Origin of the sequence: Bacteroides faecalis, from assembly GCF_003865075.1 — a bacterium.
In the GTDB taxonomy this organism is placed as follows: domain Bacteria; phylum Bacteroidota; class Bacteroidia; order Bacteroidales; family Bacteroidaceae; genus Bacteroides; species Bacteroides faecalis.
The window spans coordinates 23,976-49,601 of record NZ_BHWB01000026.1 but is presented as its reverse complement, the minus strand read 5'-3'; the positions used below and the strand labels follow the sequence as shown (position 1 = coordinate 49,601).

At 37.8% G+C, this 25,626-nt stretch carries 17 protein-coding genes and 1 pseudogene; 5 read left to right on the top strand and 13 right to left on the bottom strand.

The features are described 5' to 3' along the window. Positions 1–701 precede the first annotated feature (701 nt). The 7 genes from EJF25_RS22660 to EJF25_RS22630 form a co-directional block, all read right to left on the bottom strand. Positions 702–2,363 (bottom strand): IS1182 family transposase, encoded by a 1,662-nt coding sequence (locus EJF25_RS22660; protein WP_125042922.1) that lies wholly within the window; start codon positions 2,361–2,363, stop codon positions 702–704. A 139-nt stretch (positions 2,364–2,502) separates the two neighbouring features. Further along, positions 2,503–2,943 (bottom strand): hypothetical protein, encoded by a 441-nt coding sequence (locus EJF25_RS22655; RefSeq protein ID WP_125042920.1) that lies wholly within the window; start codon positions 2,941–2,943, stop codon positions 2,503–2,505. Positions 2,944–2,958: 15 nt separating this feature from the next. Then, positions 2,959–4,542, bottom strand: a complete 1,584-nt coding sequence (locus EJF25_RS22650; RefSeq protein ID WP_125042918.1) for a LamG-like jellyroll fold domain-containing protein — start codon at positions 4,540–4,542, stop codon at positions 2,959–2,961. 34 nt (positions 4,543–4,576) lie between these two features. Next, on the bottom strand, positions 4,577–5,536 hold the full coding sequence (locus EJF25_RS22645) for a BT_3987 domain-containing protein (RefSeq protein ID WP_125042916.1): 960 nt from the start codon (positions 5,534–5,536) through the stop codon (positions 4,577–4,579). A 21-nt stretch (positions 5,537–5,557) separates the two neighbouring features. Then, a complete protein-coding gene (locus EJF25_RS22640) occupies positions 5,558–7,513 on the bottom strand; it encodes a RagB/SusD family nutrient uptake outer membrane protein (protein ID WP_125042914.1) in 1,956 nt (651 codons plus the stop codon). 13 nt (positions 7,514–7,526) lie between these two features. After that, on the bottom strand, positions 7,527–10,637 hold the full coding sequence (locus EJF25_RS22635) for a SusC/RagA family TonB-linked outer membrane protein (RefSeq protein ID WP_125042912.1): 3,111 nt from the start codon (positions 10,635–10,637) through the stop codon (positions 7,527–7,529). 36 nt (positions 10,638–10,673) lie between these two features. Next, positions 10,674–12,035 (bottom strand): IPT/TIG domain-containing protein, encoded by a 1,362-nt coding sequence (locus EJF25_RS22630; RefSeq protein ID WP_306308342.1) that lies wholly within the window; start codon positions 12,033–12,035, stop codon positions 10,674–10,676. 907 nt (positions 12,036–12,942) lie between these two features. Here EJF25_RS22630 and EJF25_RS22625 point away from each other — a divergent pair. After that, a complete protein-coding gene (locus tag EJF25_RS22625; protein ID WP_125042908.1) occupies positions 12,943–13,296 on the top strand; it encodes a DUF4890 domain-containing protein in 354 nt (117 codons plus the stop codon). Positions 13,297–13,434: 138 nt separating this feature from the next. Here EJF25_RS22625 and EJF25_RS22620 read toward each other — a convergent pair whose 3' ends face one another. The 5 genes from EJF25_RS22620 to EJF25_RS22600 all read right to left on the bottom strand — a co-directional run bounded on the left by EJF25_RS22620 (position 13,435) and on the right by EJF25_RS22600 (position 20,783). After that, entirely contained in the window at positions 13,435–14,718 is a 1,284-nt protein-coding gene (locus tag EJF25_RS22620) for an NCS2 family permease (RefSeq protein ID WP_125042906.1), read from the bottom strand. 427 nt (positions 14,719–15,145) lie between these two features. Then, positions 15,146–17,254 carry a BT4734/BF3469 family protein gene (locus EJF25_RS22615; RefSeq protein ID WP_125042904.1) on the bottom strand — a complete coding sequence of 703 codons (2,109 nt, stop codon included), beginning with the start codon at positions 17,252–17,254 and terminating at the stop codon, positions 15,146–15,148. 542 nt (positions 17,255–17,796) lie between these two features. Continuing rightward, positions 17,797–18,231: a zinc ribbon domain-containing protein gene (locus tag EJF25_RS22610; protein WP_125042902.1), complete on the bottom strand. Its 435-nt coding sequence runs from the start codon at positions 18,229–18,231 to the stop codon at positions 17,797–17,799. A 14-nt stretch (positions 18,232–18,245) separates the two neighbouring features. Then, the gene (locus tag EJF25_RS22605) at positions 18,246–20,159 is read right to left on the bottom strand and encodes a toll/interleukin-1 receptor domain-containing protein (RefSeq protein ID WP_125042900.1); all 1,914 of its coding nucleotides are present in this window, start codon (positions 20,157–20,159) and stop codon (positions 18,246–18,248) included. Between the two features lie 144 nt (positions 20,160–20,303). Then, positions 20,304–20,783 (bottom strand): hypothetical protein, encoded by a 480-nt coding sequence (locus EJF25_RS22600; RefSeq protein WP_125042898.1) that lies wholly within the window; start codon positions 20,781–20,783, stop codon positions 20,304–20,306. A 709-nt stretch (positions 20,784–21,492) separates the two neighbouring features. Here EJF25_RS22600 and EJF25_RS22595 point away from each other — a divergent pair. Both EJF25_RS22595 and EJF25_RS22590 read left to right on the top strand, forming a co-directional pair. Then, complete coding sequence (locus tag EJF25_RS22595; protein WP_200832976.1) at positions 21,493–22,935, top strand: glycoside hydrolase family 140 protein; 1,443 nt, start codon at positions 21,493–21,495, stop codon at positions 22,933–22,935. 297 nt (positions 22,936–23,232) lie between these two features. Continuing rightward, the gene (locus EJF25_RS22590; RefSeq protein ID WP_125042895.1) at positions 23,233–23,928 is read left to right on the top strand and encodes an energy transducer TonB; all 696 of its coding nucleotides are present in this window, start codon (positions 23,233–23,235) and stop codon (positions 23,926–23,928) included. Positions 23,929–24,066: 138 nt separating this feature from the next. Here EJF25_RS22590 and EJF25_RS26785 read toward each other — a convergent pair. Next, positions 24,067–24,243 (bottom strand): annotated as a pseudogene (locus EJF25_RS26785) (FimB/Mfa2 family fimbrial subunit); the annotation flags it as partial. Positions 24,244–24,315: 72 nt separating this feature from the next. Here EJF25_RS26785 and EJF25_RS22585 point away from each other — a divergent pair. After that, positions 24,316–24,957, top strand: coding sequence for a hypothetical protein (locus EJF25_RS22585; protein WP_125042893.1), 642 nt, complete (start codon positions 24,316–24,318; stop codon positions 24,955–24,957). A gap of 46 nt (positions 24,958–25,003) precedes the next feature. Beyond that, positions 25,004–25,567 carry a cob(I)yrinic acid a,c-diamide adenosyltransferase gene (locus EJF25_RS22580; RefSeq protein ID WP_125042891.1) on the top strand — a complete coding sequence of 188 codons (564 nt, stop codon included), beginning with the start codon at positions 25,004–25,006 and terminating at the stop codon, positions 25,565–25,567. Positions 25,568–25,626 lie beyond the last annotated feature (59 nt).

Below are 25,626 nucleotides of genomic sequence, written 5' to 3'. Positions count from 1 at the left end.
ACTTTTACTGAAACTTTTACTGAAACTTTTTGGTTATATTATTATATTCTATTATATTTGTTGCAGATATACGAAATGACAATTTGTTGATTAATAGATTGTTTGGCTTTATTTGAGTGTAATTGGACGTAATTTACATAGTTCGGGTCTGGGTACTGAGGCGGAGAAAGTTGAAAAACTCTCTCCGTTTTTCTTTTCTACTCCTCGTAACCCATTATGGATCAGTCTAAAAAGGGATCATACCAAAGTTCTGAGAGATTTTCTTTTTTAAGCATAAATATCTGATAATCTAAAAAGGAGAAATAGAATCCTTTACCCCTTTTGCGCTCTAAACGTTTTAATCTTTGCATTGAAGATTCACTAGCTGCATTCGTGGTTCTTGATTCCCAGATAATGAGTTTGTATAGCTTTGGCTACTGTTCCAAATGTTTCAGATCCGAATTTTTTCTTTGTTCCCTTATGTCTTATGTAAAGCTGCTGTAGTAGCCTCCTATGGTGAGTGCCAATGCTAATACAAGTGCTTTCCTTTTTATGTAAATGATTTTTGTGAGGTTACAGTGAATTAAGTTTGTATTGTTATAAATATTTCTATTTCTGTGTATTTTCTTGTCATATCAGAATGTGCTTAAAAGAGGAGGTTGTGTCAAAACGTTGGCACAACCTTTTTCTAAAATTTATAGTCCTGTTATCTTTTCTTTTGGCTATGCCGCTTTTTTCTCATTCATTTGGTAACAAGTTACTATATTCCCGTTGTATCGAGTTATAAATAGCCCAATAAATATAGATTTAGCAAGTGTAATGAACTCCTTTCCTGCCTTTCTCAGTTTTGCACACATCTTTTTGATATTAAAAGCTATGGCAAAGAAGGCAAAGTCCATTGTCACCTTGTCTTCTCCCATATGCCGGAACCTTCTGTATGCCATGTTGTATTTCATTTGTCCAAAAACGGCTTCCGGTTCTATACACCGCCTGCCCCTATGCCTGATTCCTTCTTCTGAGAGCAACCTTTCCCGTGCCTGCCTTTTGTATTGGTTTAACCGGTGGTTGACTTCTATAAAACGGTTCCCCCGGGCTTTAAAGCAACTGCCACGCAAAGGACAGCCTTCGCATCTTTGTGCTTTATACCGGGCACTTTCGGAGATGTATCCGCTCGCTGTTTTGTCACGTCTGGTTCCTATACGGTTCATGTGCTGCCCCATAGGACAAACGTAGTAATCCTCCCCCGCATTGTAATGGAGACTCTCCGCATGGAATGGGTTGGGGGTATAACGGGGACGCTGTTCTTTATGGAAGTAGTTGTACTTGACAAAGGCTTCTATCCCATTATCTTGCATGAACCGGTAATTTTCTTCCGAGCCGTAACCGGAGTCTGCCACACCGATACCCGGTAAGCGGTTATAGCGGTGCTGGAAGGAGTGGAAGAAAGGGATCAGGGTCAGCGTATCGGTGGGGTTGGGAAACAGCCGGAAGTCTATGATGAACTGGTTTTCAGTACCTGTTTGTAAATTATACCCGGGCTTGGTCTGCCCGTTCTTCATGGCGTCTTCTTTCATACGCATGAATGTAGCATCAGGATCGGTCTTAGAATAGGAATTACGTTCTCCAAGGACTTCAAGGTGATTGTCGTATTCCATCAGCTTGTCACGGTACTCCTCAAGTTCCCGGACCTGTTTCTTCTTTTCCCGGATGACTTTCTTTTGTTCCTTGTCCTTTGTTACAGGCTGGTGTTCCAGCACCTCTTTAAGTTCATTCACTATATCTGAGAGCATGGCAGGAGTGAACTCTACGGATGTGTCTTTGGAGGAGTTCTCTTGGGCTATGGCTTCATCTACCTGCTCCAGGAGAATGCGGATCTTATCCATCAGCTTTGTACGGTTCTTTTCGACTGTCTTGCGCCAGACAAAAGTATATTTGTTGGCCATGGACTCAATCTTGGTACCGTCGATATACTCTACGTCAAGGCTGATAAAACCTTTGTCGGCAAGGACAAGAACCAACTGCGTAAATACGGTATTTATTTCTTCTTTTACACGGTTTCGAAAACGGTTGATGGTAATAAAATCCGGATGTTCATTACCGGAAAGCCAGATATAATGGATGTCACGTAGGAGAAGCTTCTCTATTTTGCGGCACGAATAGATATTGTTCATGTAGGCGTAGATAATTACCTTGAGCATCATTTTAGGATGATAAGGACAACGACCGGTTGCTTTATAAAGCTTCTTGAAATTGTCAAGATTGAGATTATCAACAACTGTATTAACGATGCGAACCGGATCGTTCGATGCTATGTTCTCATCAATTCTTCCGGGAAAAAGAACTGTTTGGTTGGGAATGTAAGGACGAAAATGTAACTTTGCCATAACGAAAAACTTTATGCCTAAAGTTACAAAAATTTTGGGTAATAACAAAGCCCGGGCTTGCGAAAGTCTGGGCTTTGCGCATAAAAAAAGGTTGTGCCAGCATTTTGACACAACCTCCCTATTTTAGATTTCAGACGTTTTATTCTTCTTTGTCGTCAGATTCCGTAGCCTTAGGAAGATAAGGTTCTGCTTTTACACTTTCTTTGGGAGAACGTATACCTGCTTTATTGATAGCTACTGCAGAAATGGTATAGACATCATAGCAAGGTACAGTAATGAGTACTTCTCCTTCGGTACCTTTAGATGCTTCAACTAGTATAGGACTGCTGGAAAACGCACGTGTGGTAACTGTTGAATAAGAAATCTCTACCCGATACACATCCTTGTTCATCGGATTCGTCCATTTGACTAGCAGTTCGTTTTCATTCTCTGTTACTTCTGCACGTAACAATGAAACCGGAGCCACAGTATTTATGACAGGATCCTTTATTAAGGATGCTTCGTCATCGTCATCGCTACAAGATGAAAATGTCCAAGTAAACAGGAAGGATAATAATAATAACTTGTAAAGTGTTTTCATATCGTTTCGTTTTTATTATTTTAGGTAATCTTTTTCAATCCATGCTGACATAGGTACTTTAGTACTAATAGCACCTCCTTTACCACAAATGGTTAAGTTGTTTTCAAACTTTCCTCCGGAAATATCTTGAATATAATTTGTTTCAACTCCGGCGTTAAATTCCCAGTGGCCTAGTAAGCCTACAGGGTCTTTTTCTGTTAATTTCCACAGATTAGCTCTGATTTGTTCTGGCGTACGGGCAACAGTCCATACACGGGCTTCTCCGATAGAACCATTCAGCATACGTCGGTCGTCACCACAGGCACGTCCAAGTGTGAATTTGTTATCATCATTACTTGAGGCTAAATCTACTTCTTCATGTCTATTACTTTGATTGTCGATGATATAATCATCTTCTTCTCCGTTAATGAATAAGCGGTATTGTTCTTTATGATTAGTTTTAGAACAATCTATGACAAATGTGATATGTATCCATTCATTTGTCTTAAGCTCAGTTTTACTATGGAATTTAAAGGCATCTCCTAATGCTGATAATTCAATATGTGAACCATCTCCTGTTCCACGTAATAGACATTTCCCTTCCATACCTATAAATGTCTCTAACCATGAAAGTGAATTCAAACGACAAATGATCTCCCAAGTTGTTTGTTTGACTTTAACAAGCTTATTATCAGTTATATTACCAAAGTTTGCATATAACCAGAATTTGTTATCGAGCGCTAAGCCATAATTTTTTCCATCTACTGTTACGGTCAATTTATTCTCTTGTTTCTTAGAGTCAGTAATTGTGATGTATGTGGAACCATTCTTCTTACCGGTTATTTCAATTGTACTGCCGTTCATGGAAGCTTTCACAATGCTTGGATCGGCAACTTCCAATTTATACCCTCCATTACCACTGATTATTTCTACTTTTCCATACTGTTGTGTTGCGCTAAATTGTAGGATTTTTCCGTCATAATTTGTTATGAGTGGATCTGGAGCAATTACTTTTGTAACTACTGTTAGAGATTTATTTAATTTATCGGTTATTTTGATTTTGGCTGTACCATTATCTAAACCTTTTACAGTAAAAGTACCGGTCGTTTCTATATCTTCTATTCCGATTAGTTCTGTACAGTTATCTGGGTTTTCAAGGTATTCTACCTTATATCCACCGTTACCAGTGATAATTTTGAACGTGAATACATCCTGTCCGTCGACTTGGGAAAAAAGAGTGGCTTCTGATTTATTAAGGCGTATTCCGAAGACAGCAGCTGTTTCTACTTTAATATAAGCTCTTTTATAATATTTGTCTGTCACGACAATCATTGCTTCAGCATTATTATCTGTCGGAAGTGCTGTAATTGTAATCACTTTACCATCGACAGTGGCTGTTGCCACTTCTTCATTAGAGGAAGTTACTTTATAATCTCCATTACCAGCCGTAATATTCACTATACGGCTATTTTCTTGTGCAATCTGCAACTCTGTTTCGTCTACTTTCAGTTCTACGGCATCAGCGGGAATTGTATTACCACCATTGTCGTCATCATCGCTACAACTGGTAAACACTAATGGGAGCGTTACTATTGATAGTATGAATAATATTTTTTTCATGTTTATTAATCTTTAGTTAATAATTACTCTTCGTTTACTCCTCTTCATCTTCTACAGGTACATCTGGATAGTCTTTTGCCCATACGCTTTGGTTCATCGTCAATGTACCTTCATATGAATAACGTGCGGAGCTGCCTTCTGACAAATCGTTATATTTGTAATTCATAACAATTACAGTTTCTTCGTTGTACTTACGTAGATCAGTGGTATTTTGGGTATATTTACGTGTAATACTGACAGGCTCTGCTTCTAGATTTAACGCACTATTTTTTGTACTTAATGTAATATTCTTATTTGTTTCGTCATACGTTAATTCAACGATATATTGTTTGAAGTCAGTACTATTATCGCGCGTTACATTACCTACGTACATATAACATTTATTTTTAGAAATCGCATACAATGTCTTACCATTAGCTGAAGTGGTATAACTGGTACCTTCTTCTTTTATAGTACCATATCCAGCAAAGTTTCCAGAAAAATGATTCTTAAAGGCAATGTGATACAATGCCTTAGAATATTTATTTGGACCGATAGGTTCGCCTACAGAAGATGTGATTTTCAGAGGCAATACGTAGTCATCATACAAATCTCCAATTAGAGAAAGGTCTATTGTACAATATCCACTTGTATTTAGATCTCCTTTTTTGATTGTGAATGTATTTTGATTTAAAGTAAAGCTTTCTTCGGGTAACTGTTGGTAGTATTTACTTTTTTCATTCTTATATTTTTCCCAGTTATAGGCATCTAATGTATCAGCATCAAAACCAACTTTGATTTGAATATCTTTATCATTACCAGAAGTTCCGTTTATTCCAAAATATAGAGGTAATATAGCTGTATTATCCTCCTCAATATTCAAGGATGTTTCTTGCCATCCACTTAGTTTCAGGTTAGTAAACTTTGTGAATAATTCGTCATCTAACTCGTCTACACAAGAAGAAAACGCCAATAAAAGCAAGGAGATAAGACTTATATTTTTAATCTGTTTCATATTTATAACTTAATTATGTTGTTATTGCCATCCTGGGTTTTGGGTCATATTTACATTTCGCTTCAGTTCTTCGGTCGGTATAGGGAAGAAATACATTTTTTGTTCAAAGTTTTTAGGCATTGAAGTAATGGCTGTTGGTACATAATATAATTGTATCTTATCTTCATCATAACTGATGTTGATATTACAGCCCATTAATGGCATATTTTCTTCTACCATAGCGTCTTTCCATCTACGATTATCAAGGAAACGGAAAGCATTTTCACCAAGAAATTCTATTTGGCGTTCTCTTTTTATCCTAGTACGGAGTTCACCTTGATCAGCATATATATCATCCTTAAAATCTGGTAAACCGGCACGAAAACGGATTTGTTTTAAAGCATATCTCATTTCTTCGATATCACGTGAAATGGTCGCACTATTTCCATTGTAGGTTACTACATTGTGTGTGGTAGTCAGTTCGTTAAGTGCTTCTGCATAAATCAATAGTACTTCGGCATAACGCATTGAAGGTTCTGTCTTGTTTACCACATATCCCCCAGTCGTTAACGCATCTTCTGGGTTATAGAATTTTTTGAATCCAATACCACTTAAAGGGAGATCTTCTTTGAATCCTAATTTTCCGTCGTTCTCATTTTTGTAGTAGAAAAGCTGTTGTCTTCTATATTTACTTTCATTCGCACTTTCGCATTCCCAAATAGAACCATTGTATGCAATAGATGCATAGAATCTGGGTTCTCGGTTAGCATATTGTAATGAAACTTTTGCTGGTAAAAATGGATATTCTGTAGAGCTAGTTGTAAACCCTCTTTCTTGGTAATATCCGTCAGCTTTTCCTTCTTGGATGGTACGTCCGTCATTCATATAATAAGCATCTACCATTTTCTGGGAAACACCAATTTTATTACCTCCATTTAAGGTTCGTGGTATACAAGATTCCACTAGTCCTCTAATAGTGTTATGTCCTTCATTGGTACGGGTGAAAATCAATTCATCATTTTTAGAACCAAGGATTGTTCCATCAAAAATTGATTTGTACGATTCGTATGGGTCAACATCAGCCCAACCGTTAGGAAAATCTTTATCAGAATATTCTGCATGATGTGGAGGCATGATAGTTGTTGCTGACGGTTTTATGATATTTAATGAGTATTGGTTTAATTCCATTACGTCTTTGGCTGCTGCAGCAGCTCGTGCCCATTTCCCTTCATCATAAGTTTGGTTAATTAATTGATTTCCTACGTTATCTTTCATGTTGAATAAGTCTGTATTTCCATTGAATAGTGGACTTGCTGCATACAGAAGTACTCGTGCACGTAAAGTCAGAGCAGCTCCTTTGGTAGGGTGTCCCATATTATTAATGGTACGTCTTACCGGTAGGTTTACAGCAGCAAGCTCCAGATCTTCGTTAATAAAGTCAATGATATCATCGAATTTGGAACGTGGCAATGAAAGTGTTTCATATGAAAGGTTCACATCTAATCCTTCTTTAGGGATTAAGGGAATGGGACCATACCTACGAAGTAAAGACCAATAAGCATAAGCACGTAAGAAATGTGCTTGTGCCGTATAATCAGAAACTTCTGTAAGTGTTAGTTCAGGACATCTGCCAACATTATCAATAAATGTGGAAGCTTTACGTACAGTCTCGTATACCTTATACATTGTACCGGCTGCACCACGACCATCCATGTTGTCTAATGGGTCATCAGCACTGTAATTACCATTCTGCATTGCCTTTTCATCTGGATTAATCAGGTCATCAGAACCCCAGCGGTAACGCTCTTTAAACTCTGCCATAAAATTCATTCCTTCATAGGCATTAGCCAACCATCCATCTACATAAATTTTCTTTGCAAATGCCGAATCCAGAGAAAGTTGATCGTAGAAATATTTATCTACATTAAGATAATCGGCACATGAACTAAGCATAAAGATTGTCCCTATTGCTATTATGTTGAATATTAATTTTTTCATATTTAATATTTTGTTAGAATTCAACTTGAACTGAGAATGAGTATGTCCGGCTAATTGGATAATTAGAACCGCTTTCATTGTTTCCTTCCGGATCCCACCATTTAAATGGACTCCATGTGTAGAGATTTTCTCCAACAAAGCCTAGACGTATATTGCTCATATACACTTTGCGAGCAAACGCTTTGGGAAGATCATAAGTAACTTCCACATTTTTTAGGCGTAAGTAACGTCCGTTTTTCATCCAGAAAGTAGATTTACGATTGTTGTTTGCATTATTTCCCCAAGTTAAACGTGGCCAGTCTGCATTCGGATTTTCTGTGTCAGCTGTACCAGAGACTTCTCTTGGACTCCAACGGTTCCCATCTACCATTTCTTGAAGAATGTTACCTGTCATTCCGTTATGGAATGCATGAGGTCCGTTTCCACCCACAAACCAGTCACGTCTACCAGCTCCCTGGAACAAAACATTAACATAAAGATTTTTCCATTGGATGCTTGCGCCCATACCATATTGTAAGCCTGGCATTTCTCTATATCCTAATGGTACATAATCATCATCTGTAATAACCCCATCACCATTTACATCTTTGTATTTGATATCTCCAGGTAAAACGGGGCGTCCATCTGTTGCTAATCCTGTTTGTGATGGGCTGCAATCTATATCTTCTTGATCTTTAAATAATCCAAGCGCAATCAAACCGCGTGTCTGATTGAGGCGGAATCCTTTATCCATTTTATACCAAAGTTCGTTAGCTGCTTCATCACGATCTACAATTTCATTATTTTGGTAAGTCATGTTGGCACGTAATGTGATATCTACTTGTCCGATTCGTTGTAAGAAAGCAATGTTACCATCCCATCCTGTGGCTTTCATACGCCCAACATTTGCCATTGGAGTTTGATCGGCCAGACCTGTAGATAATGGCATGTGATTACGTTTCATGAAAATATCATCGCGTACATCTTTATAGATATCGACTGTACCTGTTATTTTACTGTTAAAAAGATTAAAATCAATACCTAGATTATATTTCTTGGCAGTTTCCCAAGTTAATTTGGGAGTACCAACCGTCGTTATACGGTATCCTTGAATTCCGTGAGAACCGAACTCTCCCCAGTTATAACCATTGGTCGTTCCTATTAAAGAAATGTAAGGAAAACGTTGTCCACCGATATTATCATTACCTACCAAACCATAAGAACCTCTAATTTTGAGCATTTCCAGCCATGGTGCAATTCTTTTAATGAAAGGTTCTTCAGAAATAAGCCATCCGGCAGAATAGGAAGGGAAAAAACCAAATTGTTTACCATGTTCAAAATTTTCAGATCCTGTGTATCCCCAATTGAACTCCACCAAGTATCTGTCACGAAATGCGTAAGTAAAACTTCCTGAATAGGCGAGATTACGGTGTGGTATAGAGGCGATAATATCACCTTCATTAGCAAGTCTGGTATCTGCATTTTGTTCTTGATAAATCATTGCATAAGCTCCTACGCGGTGAATCTCTGCAAATAACCGATTGTATTTTAAATGAGCACGTAAATAATTACGTTTCCAGCCTTCGGTTGACACAGTTTGAGTCATCGTCTGTGGATTAGAGGTCCTGCGAAGAATTAGCTGACCTTTTTGGTCGCGGTAGTTTTGAGCTACCCACAATTCAGGTAATTTACGGCGATTGGTAATATTTGAATTTTGTGTATCAAATGCATAAGTACCTTCAAATATCAACCCTTTAGTAATAAAATTTAATTCTTGCTGTAAAGTAACGTTTAATTCTGCTTTATTTTCCCATATGGTCCTATATCCTGTTTGAGTTAATTGAATTTCAGGTGTCAATCGGTCATTGACATGGGGCCACTGTCCAGTTGAATATTTACGTGGAGAACTCAAAGGGGTAAATTCTGAGAATGATCCCCAGATATTGTCTCCTTCTGCACCTGGTTGTGTGCGGTCAACTAACCATCCACCTACTCCAATTTTTACTAAAGTGGTTTTAGTTAGATTCATATCTACATTTGCACGATAATTATATCGTTTGTAGGTAGAATTGGTATTATATTTATTTTCTGAGCTTTGAGTCTTGTAAATACCATTTTCATCATAATATTGTCCAGATACATAGTATCTAACATTATCACCTCCTCCTGAAAAACTGATTTCTGCTTTGTATTGTGGGCTTCCTTTTTTAAGCATAAGGTCTTGCCAGTTTATATTAGGATACAAATCAGGATCTAGTCCGTTTTGGATAATATTGAGTTCCTCAGGGGTATACAGGGGACTCTCATAACGTCCTATTTTGGCTTCATTTGCCAATGTTGCCCAATCATATGCATTGGCAAACTGTGGCATACGTCCTGTTTGATTATAACCATAAGTAAAACGAGCCCTGATATTAATTTTACCTGGTTTACCTCGTTTAGTGGTAATTAATACAACACCATTTGCTCCTTTGGAACCATAGAGAGCTGTAGCAGATGCATCTTTCAGAATAGAGAAAGATTCAATATCTTGTACTGGTATTTCATTCATGCTTCGTTCTACTCCATCTACCAATACAAGTGCTCCACTACCGCTACCAAATGTACTAATACCTCGAATCCAAAACTCAGACATGTTTTCACCCGGTTCACCTGAACTTTGAACAGCAATGATACCTGGAACCACTCCTGCTAAAGAATTTGTAAGGTTTCCGGAAGGAGACGCTAATTGTTTAATATCTACGGATGTATAAGCACCGGTTAGAGTCTTCTTGGTTTGTGTACCACTAGCTGTAACTACGACTTCATCGATTTTTTTACTACTTTCAGTCAATTTGATATCTACATTTGAGGTATCTTTGATTTTCACAATCGGGAGTTCGACTGCATCGTAGCCAAGAAATGAAATGACCAAAATATCAAATTGACTAACTTTTAATTTGAATTTTCCGTCTATATCCGATGTTACCCCCAATCCAGGTTGTCCTTTGGCAATAATAGAAGCTCCAATGACTGGTCCCATTTCATCTCTAACAATACCTTTTACTTCAATCGTATTGTTTTGTCTCGACTGCTGGGCAAAGCTTGAGATTTGTGTACCCAGCAAGAGTAGTAACATAAAAATTGCCCGCTGTATGTTATTCATAATATATTATAATTATCTGTTTATTTTTCATATTATTTATTCTACTACAACTCGACGTATACAGTGATTGTCTCGGTCTGCTACGTACATAGCACCATCACTCAAAAATACGACAGCTTCAGGACCACGGAAACGGGCACGGTCAGGAGTGCCATCTTTATAACCTGCCTCAGTGCCTTTACCGGCATATAGTGAAACTTCACCTTGTGGAGTTATTTTGCGGATGCAATGATTGTCTTTGTCAGGGACAAATAAGTTCCCATCTTCGTCGAGAGCCGGTTGTCCTGGCCAATTAAAGCGTGCTCCTGTTCCAACTCCGTTGGCATACCCAGACTCTCCCCAAAGTCCTGCAAACATTTCCGGAACACCAAATGTACGAGTTTCTGTATCATAATTTATTTTATAGATACAATGTCTATTACGAATTACAACATAAAGTGTAGAACCATCTTGTGAGAATAACATTCTCATCTCCACATTTGAACTTCCGCTGATACGGAAGAGTTGTTCGTATGGTGTATCTTCTTGCGTTGCCGTTTTACCGGTACCGGTATATCGGTAAATATATCCGTCTGTTTGGCTGTCAAAGAAAACTTCTCCAGTTTTCGGATTTACTGCAATTCCCTGTGTTTGTGCGCCTTTCATATAAACGAAAGGTTTAGTATCAACAAATCCTCCGGCACGTGTACAATAGAGGATGTTAACATCTGTTGTTACCTCATGACTGGATTTATTGGTTATATAAAGAGTATCCTCGTTTTGGCTGAAAGCCAAACAAGTCGGTGATTGGAATGGGCCTGCTGAACATTGAACTAATGTTTCTATTAAGTCTTCACGTGCGCGGCGTAAAGCTCCGTTTTTATCCGTTCCACGACCTTCGTCAATAAAGTACATTGCATCATCTTTATCGGCAAGAAGAAACCAGGGACGTTGTAAACGCGCTTCTCCATAATCACCGTCTATACGTCCGTTTTCTTGGTCTTTACCTGCTAAAGTCGTTACGTTACGTTTAAATTTGTAACGGAATGGTTTATCCAATGCATATTCTTCTACGTTGTCTCCTTGCCCCACATATAAGCGCACATAGCCGGTGTCTGCACGGGCAGGAACTACTGCGTAAATGTAATCGTTCTTTACACCTACAATTTTGGCTTTCTTGTCATTGACAGTAACATACAAATAGTTACTGTCTGTACCAAAATTCTGTCCTTTCAATACAAGCTGAGTTCCAACACCACCGCTGTCTGGACTGAATGACTCTAAAATGATTGGTTTACTGAAATCCGGTGGCGTACTTTGGACACTGGAAATAATAGGGGGAAGATCACTGTTATTGCATCCACTAATAATAGATAGTGCAACGATTAGAAATAGCGGAATACTAATTCCTAATCTCAAACTTGTTTTTCTATTAAATTTCATAAGTAATAGATTAAAGAATGAATTTAATAATTAATTAGATAATGGTTAATTGGTAAATTGACTACTTATTATTCATAAGTATAGTTGTCTAGAGGTAATTTAATACATAGTTTTTTCATTGTTTTTAATATTTAAAGTTATAACAATTGGTTTTATATTCTAAGTATTCTTTAGTAAGATGATAATCTCACTAAAAGAGGGTAGTGTGTTTTTATGCTTCCTTTTTCATTAATTAGTGTTTTATTTTTGTATTAGTTATAATTTAATAAGGTTTTATTTTATCTTATTAACGATTTTGCGAAAGTATAATAATTAGATGATTTTTTAAGGATTAACTCGAATTAATTTTATTTATGGCGCCTATATTAACTAATTTGTCTCCAATATTAACTAATTTGTCTCTAATATTAACTTCATATCTTGTTTACTATTATTGTTTTCTGGTTTTTTTTTTATTTATGCTCTATTTGATAGTAGATTGTTCTCTGATTGAATGTCATTATTGGGTTAGATTTACGTTAATCTATCTACTTTATTGAAATTTTATATCGAAGTAGAAAAGTTGATTCTACTAGAGTTTAGTCTTATTTTGTAACTAATAAAACAGTTGCATTACGTTTATATTTTAAAAAGAATTATAGGTAAAGGATAAAAGGGGGGGCATCACTAATTAAAAACGAAATATTATACTAAAAATCAGCAAAAAAAAACAGAGCCATTTCAACTATTCACTTTGCGAAATGCTGTGAACAAGAATGTGTTTCTTCTAACTGCTTAATACATAAATAATGCAAAAATGATGTTTTTTTCTTTAGACTGGAATTAACTTTCGGTCATTTATGTAGTCATATATACATTATTCACTTAATATGGTAATTAGAATATGAAAAAGCAGATTTTAAGTTTAGTTGTTGCCTTACTAATAGGTACAACAGTTTGTATTGCACAAAATCGTCCACAAGGTCAACAAAGGACAGTTGATAGAGAAAAGCGAGTAGAGAAAATGATTACAGATCTGGGACTGAATGAAAAACAGGCCAAAGATTTTAAAGCAGCTCTGGAGGAAATGAGACCTGCTAAACAGAAATCGGGTGAAAGACCTTCACGCGAAGAAATGCAGAAGAAGAGAACAGAAGTAGAAGCTAAGATAAAGAAGATCTTAACCGATGAGCAATACAAGAAATATCAGGATATGCGTAAAAAGGAAAACGAGAACAGAAAAAAGAGAACCAAATAACTTCGCTTATTCTTTTAAACTTTTTATTCATAAATATGGTGTGAGGTGATATAATGTATATGTCATTTCATGAAAGGAAAGAAAGTATATTGTTGAAAAATGATATACTTTCTTCTTTTTATATATTATATTGGATATTTACACCAAATACTTGAGTGTGAATAATACGGCTAAAATATACATAGTAATCGATATCTTTTTAAACTTGCCGCAGAGTAAGTTGGTAAGCACATAACTTATCAGCCCAAGTACGATACCGTCAGAAATACTATAAGCCATCGGAATGATGATGATACAGATAAATGCAGGAACTGATTCCGTATAATCATCCAAATCAATTTCCTTAATTGGAGACATCATAAACAATCCTACTAATACTAGAATGGGACAAGTTGCTGCACTTGGAATAGAAAGAAAAAGTGGGGCGAAAAGTAATGCGACAGCAAAACAAAGAGCTGTTACAAAGGAAGTAATACCCGAACGTCCTCCTTGTGCAATACCCGATGCACTTTCAACATAAGTGCTAACAGTATTGGTTCCTAGCATTGCACCTACTGTAGTGCCGATAGCATCAGCCATAAACGCTTCTTTGACATGTGGAATCTTTCCATTTTCCATCATTCCGGCTTTATTGGAAACACCGACTAGAGTACCTATGGTGTCGAACATATCAATAAACAGAAGCGTGAATACGGTAAATGCCATTTTAGTCGTGAAGACTTCAGAAAAATCGAATTTAAAGAAAACCGGTGCCAATGACGGTGGGACACTTATAATCCCATTATATTCTGTGATACCCATAGGTATGCCAATTAGCATGGTAGCAAGAATTCCCCATAACATAGAACCCTTAACCTTTTTGATAAGCAATACGGACGTAATGGCAAGGCCGATGAGTGCAAGTAAAGGAGATCCTGACGTAATATTTCCCAGTGTCACCAAGGTTGCATCATTATTGGTTATTACACCGGCATTTTGCAGTCCTATAAAAGCGATAAATAGTCCGATACCTGCTCCAATAGCACTTTTCAACGAGTTGGGTATGGCATTGAGTATAGCTTCCCGTAGATTAGAAAGAGTTAATAAGATAAATAAGATTCCTTCGATGAGTACGGCAGTTAATGCAAATTCCCATGTATTTCCCATGCTTAAACAGACTGTGAATGCAAAAAAAGCATTTAAACCCATCCCAGGTGCTAATGCAAAAGGCAATTTGGCCCAGGTAGACATGATGAGTGTGGCAATGAAGGAAGCAACAGCGGTTGCAGTAAATACAGCTCCTTTGTCCATGCCAGTTACACTTAAAATACTTGGATTGACAGCCAAAATATAAGACATGGTCAAGAATGTAGTAAGTCCAGCCAATATTTCGGTTTTCAGTTGCATTGATTTAGGATTGAATCCAAATAATTTTTGTAACATAACTATTTTATTAAAGGTATTCTGTAGTAAGTAATTTTTTTAGTATTACAAAAATAGATAAAATAATCAGTTATAATGAAACATGAATCTATTTTGTTACAGTTACCAATCTATATTGTGACTTTCTTGGCAGAAAAGTATGGGGTAGAGAGACATTTGTTAATGAAGACTATCTGGGGACACCCGATCAGATTCGGCGACAATTTTCTTTCAAAAAAGGAGAGAAATTTGTGTGGGAAATAGTAGACAAGATGATAATGGAGTTTTTTCGATAAATTCTCGCTCCTCCAAGATAAAACATCAATTTCTCTATCAACCTATCACCAATCTTCTGTATTCCCTTATCCATCGTACTTTCAAGGGGTGATAGGTTGTTTTCCAACCTATCACCTCATCTATCACCTATCACCTTCAACAAATCGTATATTTATCCTTTTCGGGGCTTTATTCGCACCACTTTATACATGTTTCCTCTTTTTGATCTCGTAGAAGGCACTTTGTTCTTCTGCAAGATTCTTCCGAACTGAATAATATTGCAGTTTGATACATGGATTTTACTGTCATGTTGTACTTGTTCCAATATTTCGATAGCGAGTAACTGTTCACACTCTTCGCCTTCACAGGCCGGGCGGAAATATTCGTGAAACAATTGTTCGGCAATCGGCATGACCTGAAACTCCTTATTACCCTCCTCTATAAATTTTTCATCTTGTGTGTCAAACCAATAACGTTCGTTTTTGTAAAGATGATGAATTGCTTGTGCATAAAGTTGTTCATAGTCAATGGGTGAGCAATCTATTGGTCCCATGACGTCGATGACGATATAACGCCGGTTCCCAGATGTGTCCGTCAATAGGTCTTTATGATTACTCGTCCCGATGAAAGAGGCGTACCTCCGAATTTCTTCGGTAGTTGTGCCATACGGGCGTTTAACATTGACGACAGGTTTCTGAAGAATATGTTTCAGGAAAGCCTGTTGATTTTCTTTGTTTTGATCGAATTCGTCCAAGTTAATCAGTAAAAAGCGATTGAGAGATAGTTCTGTATCCCGTTTGTTACTGAAATCAATACGGTCGTTATAATATGTCTGTAATTCAGGAGGTAATAGACTCCTGCAAAATGTTGATTTCCGGTAAGCTTGCGGGCCGACTAGCAAAGGAACAGTACAATTCGCGTGTTTCCGATCTATCTGACGCCAATGAGCAACCATGTTCAAGAACCAGCGGTAGAACAGGTCCGGCCAATGGGGATTGTTGCAAGGCACTCGGTTGGCAAGTTCGCGTATCCGGTCACGTCCGTCCCAACGGACATCCAAACTAAAAAGGTAATCTTCTATCGGGTTGAATACCGGTATGCGGTCGGAGTCAAGATACCGAATCACATCTCTGTCCCAGAGATTTAACCCTTCCAATCGCGCATTCATGGCGATACTGTTTCGTATACGGCTGCTAATAGGACGAAAATAGAAGCAAAACGTGTTTCGTTCGCGATACTCCGTTACTGCGGTTATGGTGTTGTAGCGGAATTCATATCGCCGTTGCATAAACTCCTCAGTACGAAGTCCCAGTTCCTGTTCCGGAGAGAGGGGAGATTTCTTGCCAAATCCTTTTGCGTTTGTATATACGTTTTGCACTGTTTGTCGGACGAGGAACTCTTTCTTTTTCGTATAGAAATGGGCGATTGCCCAACGAGTGGTTTCTTCTTCGGGTATACCTGCCCGAAAGCAGTTTCGGGCTAACTGAACCAGCAAGGGTTTCAGGTCTTCGTCGGAGCGGGTGTGTAGACTTGGTTGGAGTTCGCTCAACGATTGATAAGCTCTATTTAGTGCCACTTCAAAGAGTGCGGACAATGTATCGAAACTGTCGTATCCCGGAATTAACCGTTTGAAGGGGGATGATTCTGCCCGGATGGCTTCTTGGTAAGTCGTTTCCGCAGGCATCTCTAATGGTTGGCGCAGGTAGACGACAGTAGATTGGGAGTTATAATAAAGTTCCGGATCATATGTCTGCCGGCAAAACTGTTCCAACGTCGGGTTTTTCAGTTCGATGGGGTAAGATAATACCGGTTGGTAGAGGCTGACAGCTTTTCGGTAAGCATGAGCCTGAAATATTTCGGCTTCTTCCCGCGTTGTTGGTAGAGAATCGTCCGGTCGTGTGAACCGTACCCATATTTTTACGGAATGTGCTCCCGATCCCATGAATGCGGCAAACGTTTGGGAAAGTTCGGAGGCCTCCTGTTTCACCAGATTTACTTCCACCTGATTTGCCAGATGGTTTACTTCTATTTGTACAAGCCCGTTGTATTCGGCCATTTGTATGCCATTAGGCGTTTTTCGGAAGGCGGCAGCAGGAATGATCTTCGATAGTTTTTCCACTCCTTCCAGTTGGCTGTCCGGTGATGCGTATCGTATGCTCATCCGCAGATTGCTTACGGGTTGAGCTTTTGTCTCATGCATCATCGCTTTCATTTGTAGGTCTGCGTCAAGCGTGCGCATGGTTGTTGCTCCACCGTTTTCCCGCATCAAAGTTACTTTCATGATAAAAATGTTTTATAATTAGTGCCCTGTCTTTAGGACATATAAAGGTACTGCTTATTCTCCGGTTTTCCAAACGATGCAGCATGTTTATAAAATATATTGTTGAGGGAAAAGCAGAAATTATAAGGATGAATATCCTATAAATAACGCTACAATTCCGGTTCTATGGGGTGGAACAAAGTGTTTTAATAGGGTAAAACACTTTGTTTCATACCTTGAAACACTTTGTTTTCCTATGCAAAACACTTTGTTTCAATAAGTAGAACACTTTATTACAAGCGTCTGAACAAAGTGTTTAGAAGCTTGAAACATTTAGTTTATCTGTATGTTTTCTGGTAAATATAGGTTATATAGTTTGTCGGTGATAGGTGATAGAGGAGGTGATAGGTTGATTTCCAACCTATCACCTCTTGAAAGTACGATGGATAAGGGAATACAGAAGATTGGTGATAGGTTGATAGAGAAAATGATGTTTTTTTCTAGTGGAACGGTTTCGGGATATAATCTGATCAGTCAAAAGGGAAAATCTGATATCCTCCAGATTAAGGAGTACTTGGATCTACGCTCTTATTTTGTTGCTGGGTCATACGATGGATGGTATTGTTGGCTATTTCCATCACACGATCGTCTATTTTAGACTGGGACACCATACCGGAAATCTGCGTGATAAGGACGGGCCAGAAGAATAGCATGGAAATAACCGTTGGAATGGCTTGCTGGCCAAAGATACCCACACCGGTAGTAATCTGTATATCATTTCCATTAGGTATGATATTCACTTTCAGTGCTGTTTTCATACCGATGATGGCTTTGAATACTCCTCCTTTCGTGATGGAGATATCGTATCCTCCATTTTTCAGTTGCTGGCTTTGCACTTCATATTCTTCATTTTTGAAAGTTGTAGTGATGTCTTGCGCAATTGTCGGTATAAGTGTCGATGATGCGTGGAATGTCTTGCTAGAATTGAATGTTCCCATAATGATCGTTTTTATTATTCTTTTAAATCCATATATCCTACTAATATTTTAGTGTCCGGCATGTTTTCTGTATGCTCTTTCAGTACTCCATCGGAAGACAAACGAAGGAAAGTGACAGGGCCCGTTTTATTGACTTTAATAGCTTTCTGTAAATCTTCATATTTGATAATAGGTGTTTCATTACGGGTAATGATAATATCTCCGGCTCTTAAAAGAGGGTGGACCGTATCATCTTTGAATCCGAAAACTAATACTCCGGCTAGCGGGCGTTTACCTTGAGCGACCTCTTTATAAAAAGCTTTCATGGCAGGTAGATAAATGTTCGCTTCCGGATGATAGGTCTGATAGCAGGACAGAAGACTGTTCAAATCTGCTAAAGCCAATTCCGGTGTGATGGATGAAGTAGAATAAACGCCCTTTTCTTCCATTTGCTTGCGGCTATCAACGATGGTTGTCATGAAATTGGCCCAATGTAACATTTTTCCCCACATATAACTTTGATCGTCTTTTTCGTCCAGTTGGCATTTTTCTTTCATTCGTTGGTAAGTTTCCATGTATTTTTTGTCCAATTCTTCCAGTTGCTTCTTTTGCGATTCTACGTATTGCTGTTTGGCTTTTAAAGCCTCTTTGCGTGTTTCCAACTGACTTTCCGCATTGGTATTTTCCGATGTCGTTTTTTTCTCATTCCCACTTTGAGGTTTTACGGTGTTCTCTAAATTCTCCAGTCTTTGTCCCAGTTCATCCAGATCACCCTCTGTTTTGGCTACTTTTACTTCAGTATCTTTGATGAGAGCTTCGAATTTGTTCATTTCATTTTCTTGGAATCGTTGATACTCTTCTTTGGAAAGAGTAGTACCTATACCGTTAGGGAAATGTCCCCAATGCGGAGATAGTTGTTTGTATAAGTTGAGAGATTCCTTCGGGAGCAATGACAGTAACTCCAGATAACCGTAATAGAGTGAATTCATTGAGTATTGGAAACCTTCGAAATTGACTTTTGCCATGCTTAGGTTTAATGAGCTGAAATCATTATCATCCATTCTTCCTTTCAAGAATTCAATCTGATGATTTAGATCATCGAACATAGAATGGTACGTCTGGACGAACGCCGTTAATTCTGTCATATTTACGTCATAAAGTCCCAAAAGGAACATTTTATAGTTATCGGTTACAAACTCAGGAGAAGGCTGTTGGGTTTGCAATTTGTTTATTTCCTCTTGATAATGATTGATCGCTTTGATCATATCCGACTTCAATGCATCTGTTTTTTCCGGATTATTCGTAGTCGAATGCTGCTTTTGGCAGAATTTATCCCATTCTTTTTGTAGGTTTTGATTGGTTTCTCCCAACAAATTGATGACACCCATACCTTGTGTGACGGTGTTCGCAGTATCTGTGCAGACAGGGATTGCCATCAGTCGGAAAGAGTAGTAGCCGATGACGGCACAGACTGCAAGTATGGCAACAATGACAGTTGCCTGTAGTAAGACTTTCTGATATTTTTTATGCGGTTTACTTATCAGGTAACCGGTCAGCCGTTGCATGGACAGGTCGAAGTATTCGTATGAAGAAGCAGAGATAGCTTGATAATTTCGTAACTCTTCCATTCCTTGTGGCATGGGGTCCGGCCACTCAAAGTTGGTAAGCATGATCGGAATGATATTTTTCTGATGCAGCATGGCGTGATATACTTCTCTACGTACCCAATCTTCCGGGTCATTGCAACGGTCCAATGCATTCTCCGGAAGAACAATGATGAAATCTTTGCAATGCTCTATGACCGTTAATAACTGTTCGTTGAACTTTCCGGACCGTAGTGTCTCTACATCGAAAAATACGGAATAGCCTGCGCTGCGCAGTTTCTCAGCAATGAGATTGGCTGATTCGAAAGAGGTACGGCGATAGCTTATAAAGAGGTCGTATTTCATAATACTCGCGGTTACAATATTCTGCTAATTTATGCATTTTTAAGTTGATAACAAAATAAATAATAAGAAAATGCTTGTTATTTATTTGCACTGTTGCTAATCCCCGACCAAAGAGATTTCTAAGTAAATGAGGCTTGACACGGTTTATTTTACGTTCCCTCTCTTACACATGTCCCTGTAAGTGCAATTGAAAATAGTTTGCTTCCGTTCATTCTCATCCTCAATATATTTTTCATCTTTTTGGAATATATCAATATTTTCCATATTAGATATGATATTTGAAAAGGCTTTAGAATATACATTTTCAGCTTGGTTGATATCTGCGAAATTTAGCATTTTTGAATAAAAGTCATTCCATTCTTTTTTATTTATATCAGACCCTTTGGAACTGTTTATGAAAAACTGGTTCATGAATGCCAAAAGAATTTGCAGACGTATATTTTGTTTTGCTCTGATAGTAAATTCATGATTAGTATCTGTTATTTCTTTTTCCATTCTATCGGTATAATCTATAAGCTTTTGATAAGTAGGAGAGGCTATGGTATGTTTACTTATATCGAAAATATCTTTTATATTAGCACCTGGCTTAAATATATTCTCATTCAAATCCATTAAGCTTCTCAAAATTTCATTTTCTTTTGAAAACTACCCATGGGATTTAGCTCATTGTTTTTAGACGCATTTATGTCCAGTTTCTGGTTGGTTGCCCGGAACGAGGTATAATCTCCTAATGCCCGTTTGCCACATAAGAAAAAAGATATTCTCTCGTTGTCGTTTATTAGGAAGGGTGATTTTAATGTGCTATCTGAATTTAGGTGTAAAGTATCAAATTTGTCCGGTAATGCAATGCCATCAGTTGTGATATTGTATACGATGGGAATACCTGAAGTATTGGCGGCTTTTCCTTCTAGGGCTACGTTTGGGGAGAACACTCTGTGAGTAACATGATTAGAATAATGGGATATACATAGTTTACATATTTCATAATCAATTTTATTTCAGCTTATTTTTTAATTGGTTTGATATAAGGTTTTATCTTCTAAAGTTCAAATATAAGAAAAGAATTATTAGCCAGTAAGACAACTTTCCTAATAAGCGCTAGCAAATTATGTTTTCGTATCTTTTCTTGTAGATTCAAGATTTTTTTGATATTTTAGCACCATATATTTTCTAAATTTATACTAAAAAATGAGAGTGACCACTTTATTGATCGGAATCCTTTACTTGCTCTGGCTATTATCAGCAAAGAAACATACAAATTTTGTAATTATCTTGATGGATGATATGGGATATGGCGATGTGTGGTACTTATATGATTAAACATAATACAAACATGAAAAATAAAAAATGGTTTATCATTTGGATAATAGTAATGTTATCTGCCGGAGGGATAGAAGCTCAGGTAAGTAAATACTCCAAAACGAAAGGAGATTTTTTAAAAAGTCGTCTTATTATCTCTGAAAATAAACGTTTTTTGCAATATAGTGATGGTACGCCTTTCTTTTATCTAGGAGATACGGCGTGGGAATTATTTCATCGTACTAATAAGGAAGAAGCTGATTTATACCTTGAAGATCGTGCGCGGAAAGGTTTTACTGTTATCCAAGCGGTTGCTTTGGCTGAGCTTGATGGAATCAGTGTGCCTAACGCTTACGGTTTTCTACCTTTTGAAAATAATGACCCGAATAAACCTTTAATAAAAGAAGGTGTCGATAATGATTATTGGGATTATGTGGATTATGTTGTAAAAAAGGCCAACGAACTAAATTTATATATAGGCTTTCTTCCAACATGGGGCAGATATTGGCATGACGGTACTCCCGTCTTTAATAAACAGAATGCGAGGAGTTATGGAGAATTTCTGGGGAAACGTTATAAAGAGGCGCAAATTATATGGATTCTGGGAGGAGATCGAAATCTCGAGAATGAGAATCAAAAAGAAGTAATACGGGCCATGGCCGAAGGACTTGCGGCTGGAGATGGAAAGAACCATCTCCGCACATTCCATCCTACAGGAGGACAAGGTTCCGCTCAGTTCTTTCATGTGGAAGATTGGCTGGATTTTAATATGCGTCAGAACGGACACGAAGTAGAATATGGAAACTATTCTAAAACCAGAGATGATTATAATCGTACTCCTGCTAAGCCGGTAATGGATGGTGAACCTCTGTACGAAGATCATCCTGTTGCTTTTCAGGCTAAACGTAGGGGGCATTCCATTGCGTCGGATATTCGTCGTGCTCTATATTGGGATTTATTTAATGGGGCTTTCGGGCATACTTACGGTCATCATTCGGTTTGGCAAATGTATGACCCTGACAAATCGAGACCTATTAATAATCCTTTAATGTCTTGGCGCGATGCCATACATCAGCCGGGGTCAGAGCAAATGAGATACGGACGTTTATTGATAGAATCACGCCCATTTTTTACCCGTATACCTGCAACAGAGAAGATTCTGGTGACAGACAAAATTCCGACGGCTATGCCGGGAGAAGGCCGCTATCGTTTTGTTGCAACTTGTGATCAAGATTTTTCCTACGCCATGATATACGCACCTGTCGGGAGAAAGTTTAAAGTACGAATGAATGTATTGAAAGGAGATAAGATCAAGGCTTGGTGGTATAATCCTAGAACAGGAAAAGCTACTTATGTAGGCGTTTATTCTAATAGAGGAGAGAAAACATTTATTTCTCCTGATCCCGGAGAAATGATAGATTGGATTTTGGTTTTGGATGATGCCTCAAAAAAATATCCTGTACCAGGAAAAAGGTGAATGTAAAGTCGAAGTATGGCTTTGGATATCATTATAAAATGTGTCAGTCATCAATTTCTTTCATTCGAAGATGGAAATCGATCGTTAATATTTCTTTAGTTAATAATTCCAATCTTTAAATAAAAGCAAAGGGCAGCCTTTATTCTTAAAAAAAATGTTGAAAAAGAACAACTTGTCTGTAGTTTTACTATATTTATTGCAGCTAGAGAGCACTTTAAGTAATGCTTTAAGAAGAAATACGATAAGTAGTATATATACTATATATTTTCTATTATTAATTACTTAAACAAATTTTTTATGGAAGCCAAGAAATCAAAAAAGGCTGCAATTGAGAACCAACGTGGTTCTTGGTTGATGATGGGTTTGGTTGTTGCGCTTGCGTTCATGTTCGTTTCGTTCGAATGGACACAACATGGTGTAAGAATTGCGACAACATCGTCATTAAATGACGAATCCATCTTTGTAACGGAGCTTGTTCCAATCACATTTCCTGATGAGAAGAAACTGGAACCACCACCACCGGTAGTGACAAAAATAGTCGATGTATTCGAAGTAGTGGATGATAATACAGAAATAGAGGAAGATATTTCTATGATAGCGGAAGATATGTCGTTTAAACCTGTAGAGGGTATTTTGGCACCGCCAACTGAAGTAGTGGAGGATGTGGTATTGGAGGATGAGATTTATGTGGCAGTAGAGAATATGCCGGAATTTCCCGGTGGAACTGCCCAATTAATGAAGTATCTTTCTTCACGTATCAAGTATCCGACGATTTCTCAGGAAACGGGCACAAGTGGAAAAGTAATTGTTCAGTTTGTCGTAGACAAAGACGGATCGATAACAAGCCCTGAAGTGGTGCGAGGCATTGATCCTTATCTGGATAAAGAAGCTCTCCGCGTGATTAGTACAATGCCCAAATGGAAGCCGGGTGAACAAAACGGCAGGAAAGTAAGAGTAAAGTTTACTGTACCGGTGAGTTTCACATTGCAGTAGTTACTTTGGAATAAATGAGTAAAAGGGTTGATTCTCGCGATGAGAATCGACCCTTTTCAATTGATAGTCAGAAATGTTATTAATCCTCAAACGCATCTTCGGTAATTGTTACTTTACCGATTAGTGGATACTCTTTATTTAATCCAAACCGGGTATGTCGATTGTTTCGCTCTCCTTCTGCCAACTGTCTATTGTAAAATTTCCGGTCTCTTCCTCCGAGAAGATTTCGGCTAATGTCAATGTTAGGGTAAGTCGGGTATTCGCTTTCAAAGGAGAGCTCAGAGGTTGCTTGAATGTTTTTACAGTTCCGTTTTTCCCCTAATAACATTTTCTATCTGAATTGGTTTTATGAGATTAAAAAACGTATCTTTGCATTACGAATGAAAAATGAATGATTATTTTATGAATCATCTACTACTTTGCTTGAAAAGACCTTTTATCTGGCTTTCCCGTTTCCGTTATCGTTGTGGTTATGGTGTTCATTCCCCTTTTGCTTTTAGTCTGATTACAGATGTGATCTATGAAAAGCGACCTTACTATGCTTACTGTTTTTTAGCGTCAGAACAGAAAAAGATGTCGAAAGAGCAAGGATGGTATAGAGGAACACGAAAGATTAACCGCTTATTGTTCCGGTTGGTAAACAGAGTACAACCTGCTACCATTGTAGAAGTGGGGCGCCCCTCTGCGAGTTCTCTTTACCTGCAATCTGCAAAGCCTTCTGCCGAATATATTTTTGCATCCGACTTGTCGGAACTTTTTCTGGATGCAGACGTACCGGTTGATTTCTTGTATCTGAATGATTACCGGAATCCGGATCTTGTAAAAGAAGTTTTTGAGGTTTGTGTGCAACGCAATACTCCTCAAAGTTTGTTTGTTGTTTATGGAATAACTTACTCCAGGCAGATGAAAACGTTATGGCACGAATTGCAAAATGATGAACGAGTGGGGATTACTTTCGATTTGTATGATGTCGGTCTGCTCTTTTTTGATAAAACAAAAATAAAACAGCATTATATGATCAACTTCTGAGAACCTTTATACGTTACCTTAATATATAATGATAAAATAGAAGATTATGAAAAAGAGCCTTGTATATACAAAAACCGGTGACAAGGGAACTACCGGTCTTGTTGGTGGCACTCGGGTTCCGAAGACTCATATTCGTTTGGAAGCTTATGGAACGATCGATGAATTAAATTCCCATCTGGGATGGTTATATACCTATTTGATGGATGAAAATGACCGTGACTTTATTTTGGGAGTACAACATAAATTATTTTCTATAGGTTCGTACCTTGCTACCGACCAGGGAAAAACACAACTGAAATGTGCAAGCATCATTACTCAGGAAAACGTGTTATGTATCGAACAGGAAATTGATAAATTGGATGAACAGTTGCCCGAACTTCGAGCATTTATTATTCCGGGAGGCGCTCGTGGTGCAGCCGTTTGTCATGTTTGCCGTACAATTTGTAGGAGAGCTGAACGTCGTATCTTAGTTTTGTCCGAAACTTGTACAATTTCTCCCGAACTTCTGGCCTATGTGAATAGATTATCAGACTATTTATTCGTTTTATCTCGAAAAATTAATTTTGATGAACAAAATAATGAAATATTTTGGGATAATAGTTGTAAATGATAGATTTTATTATACTTTTGCCGAAAAATAGAAAACAAGACGTTAGTATTCACTTTTAA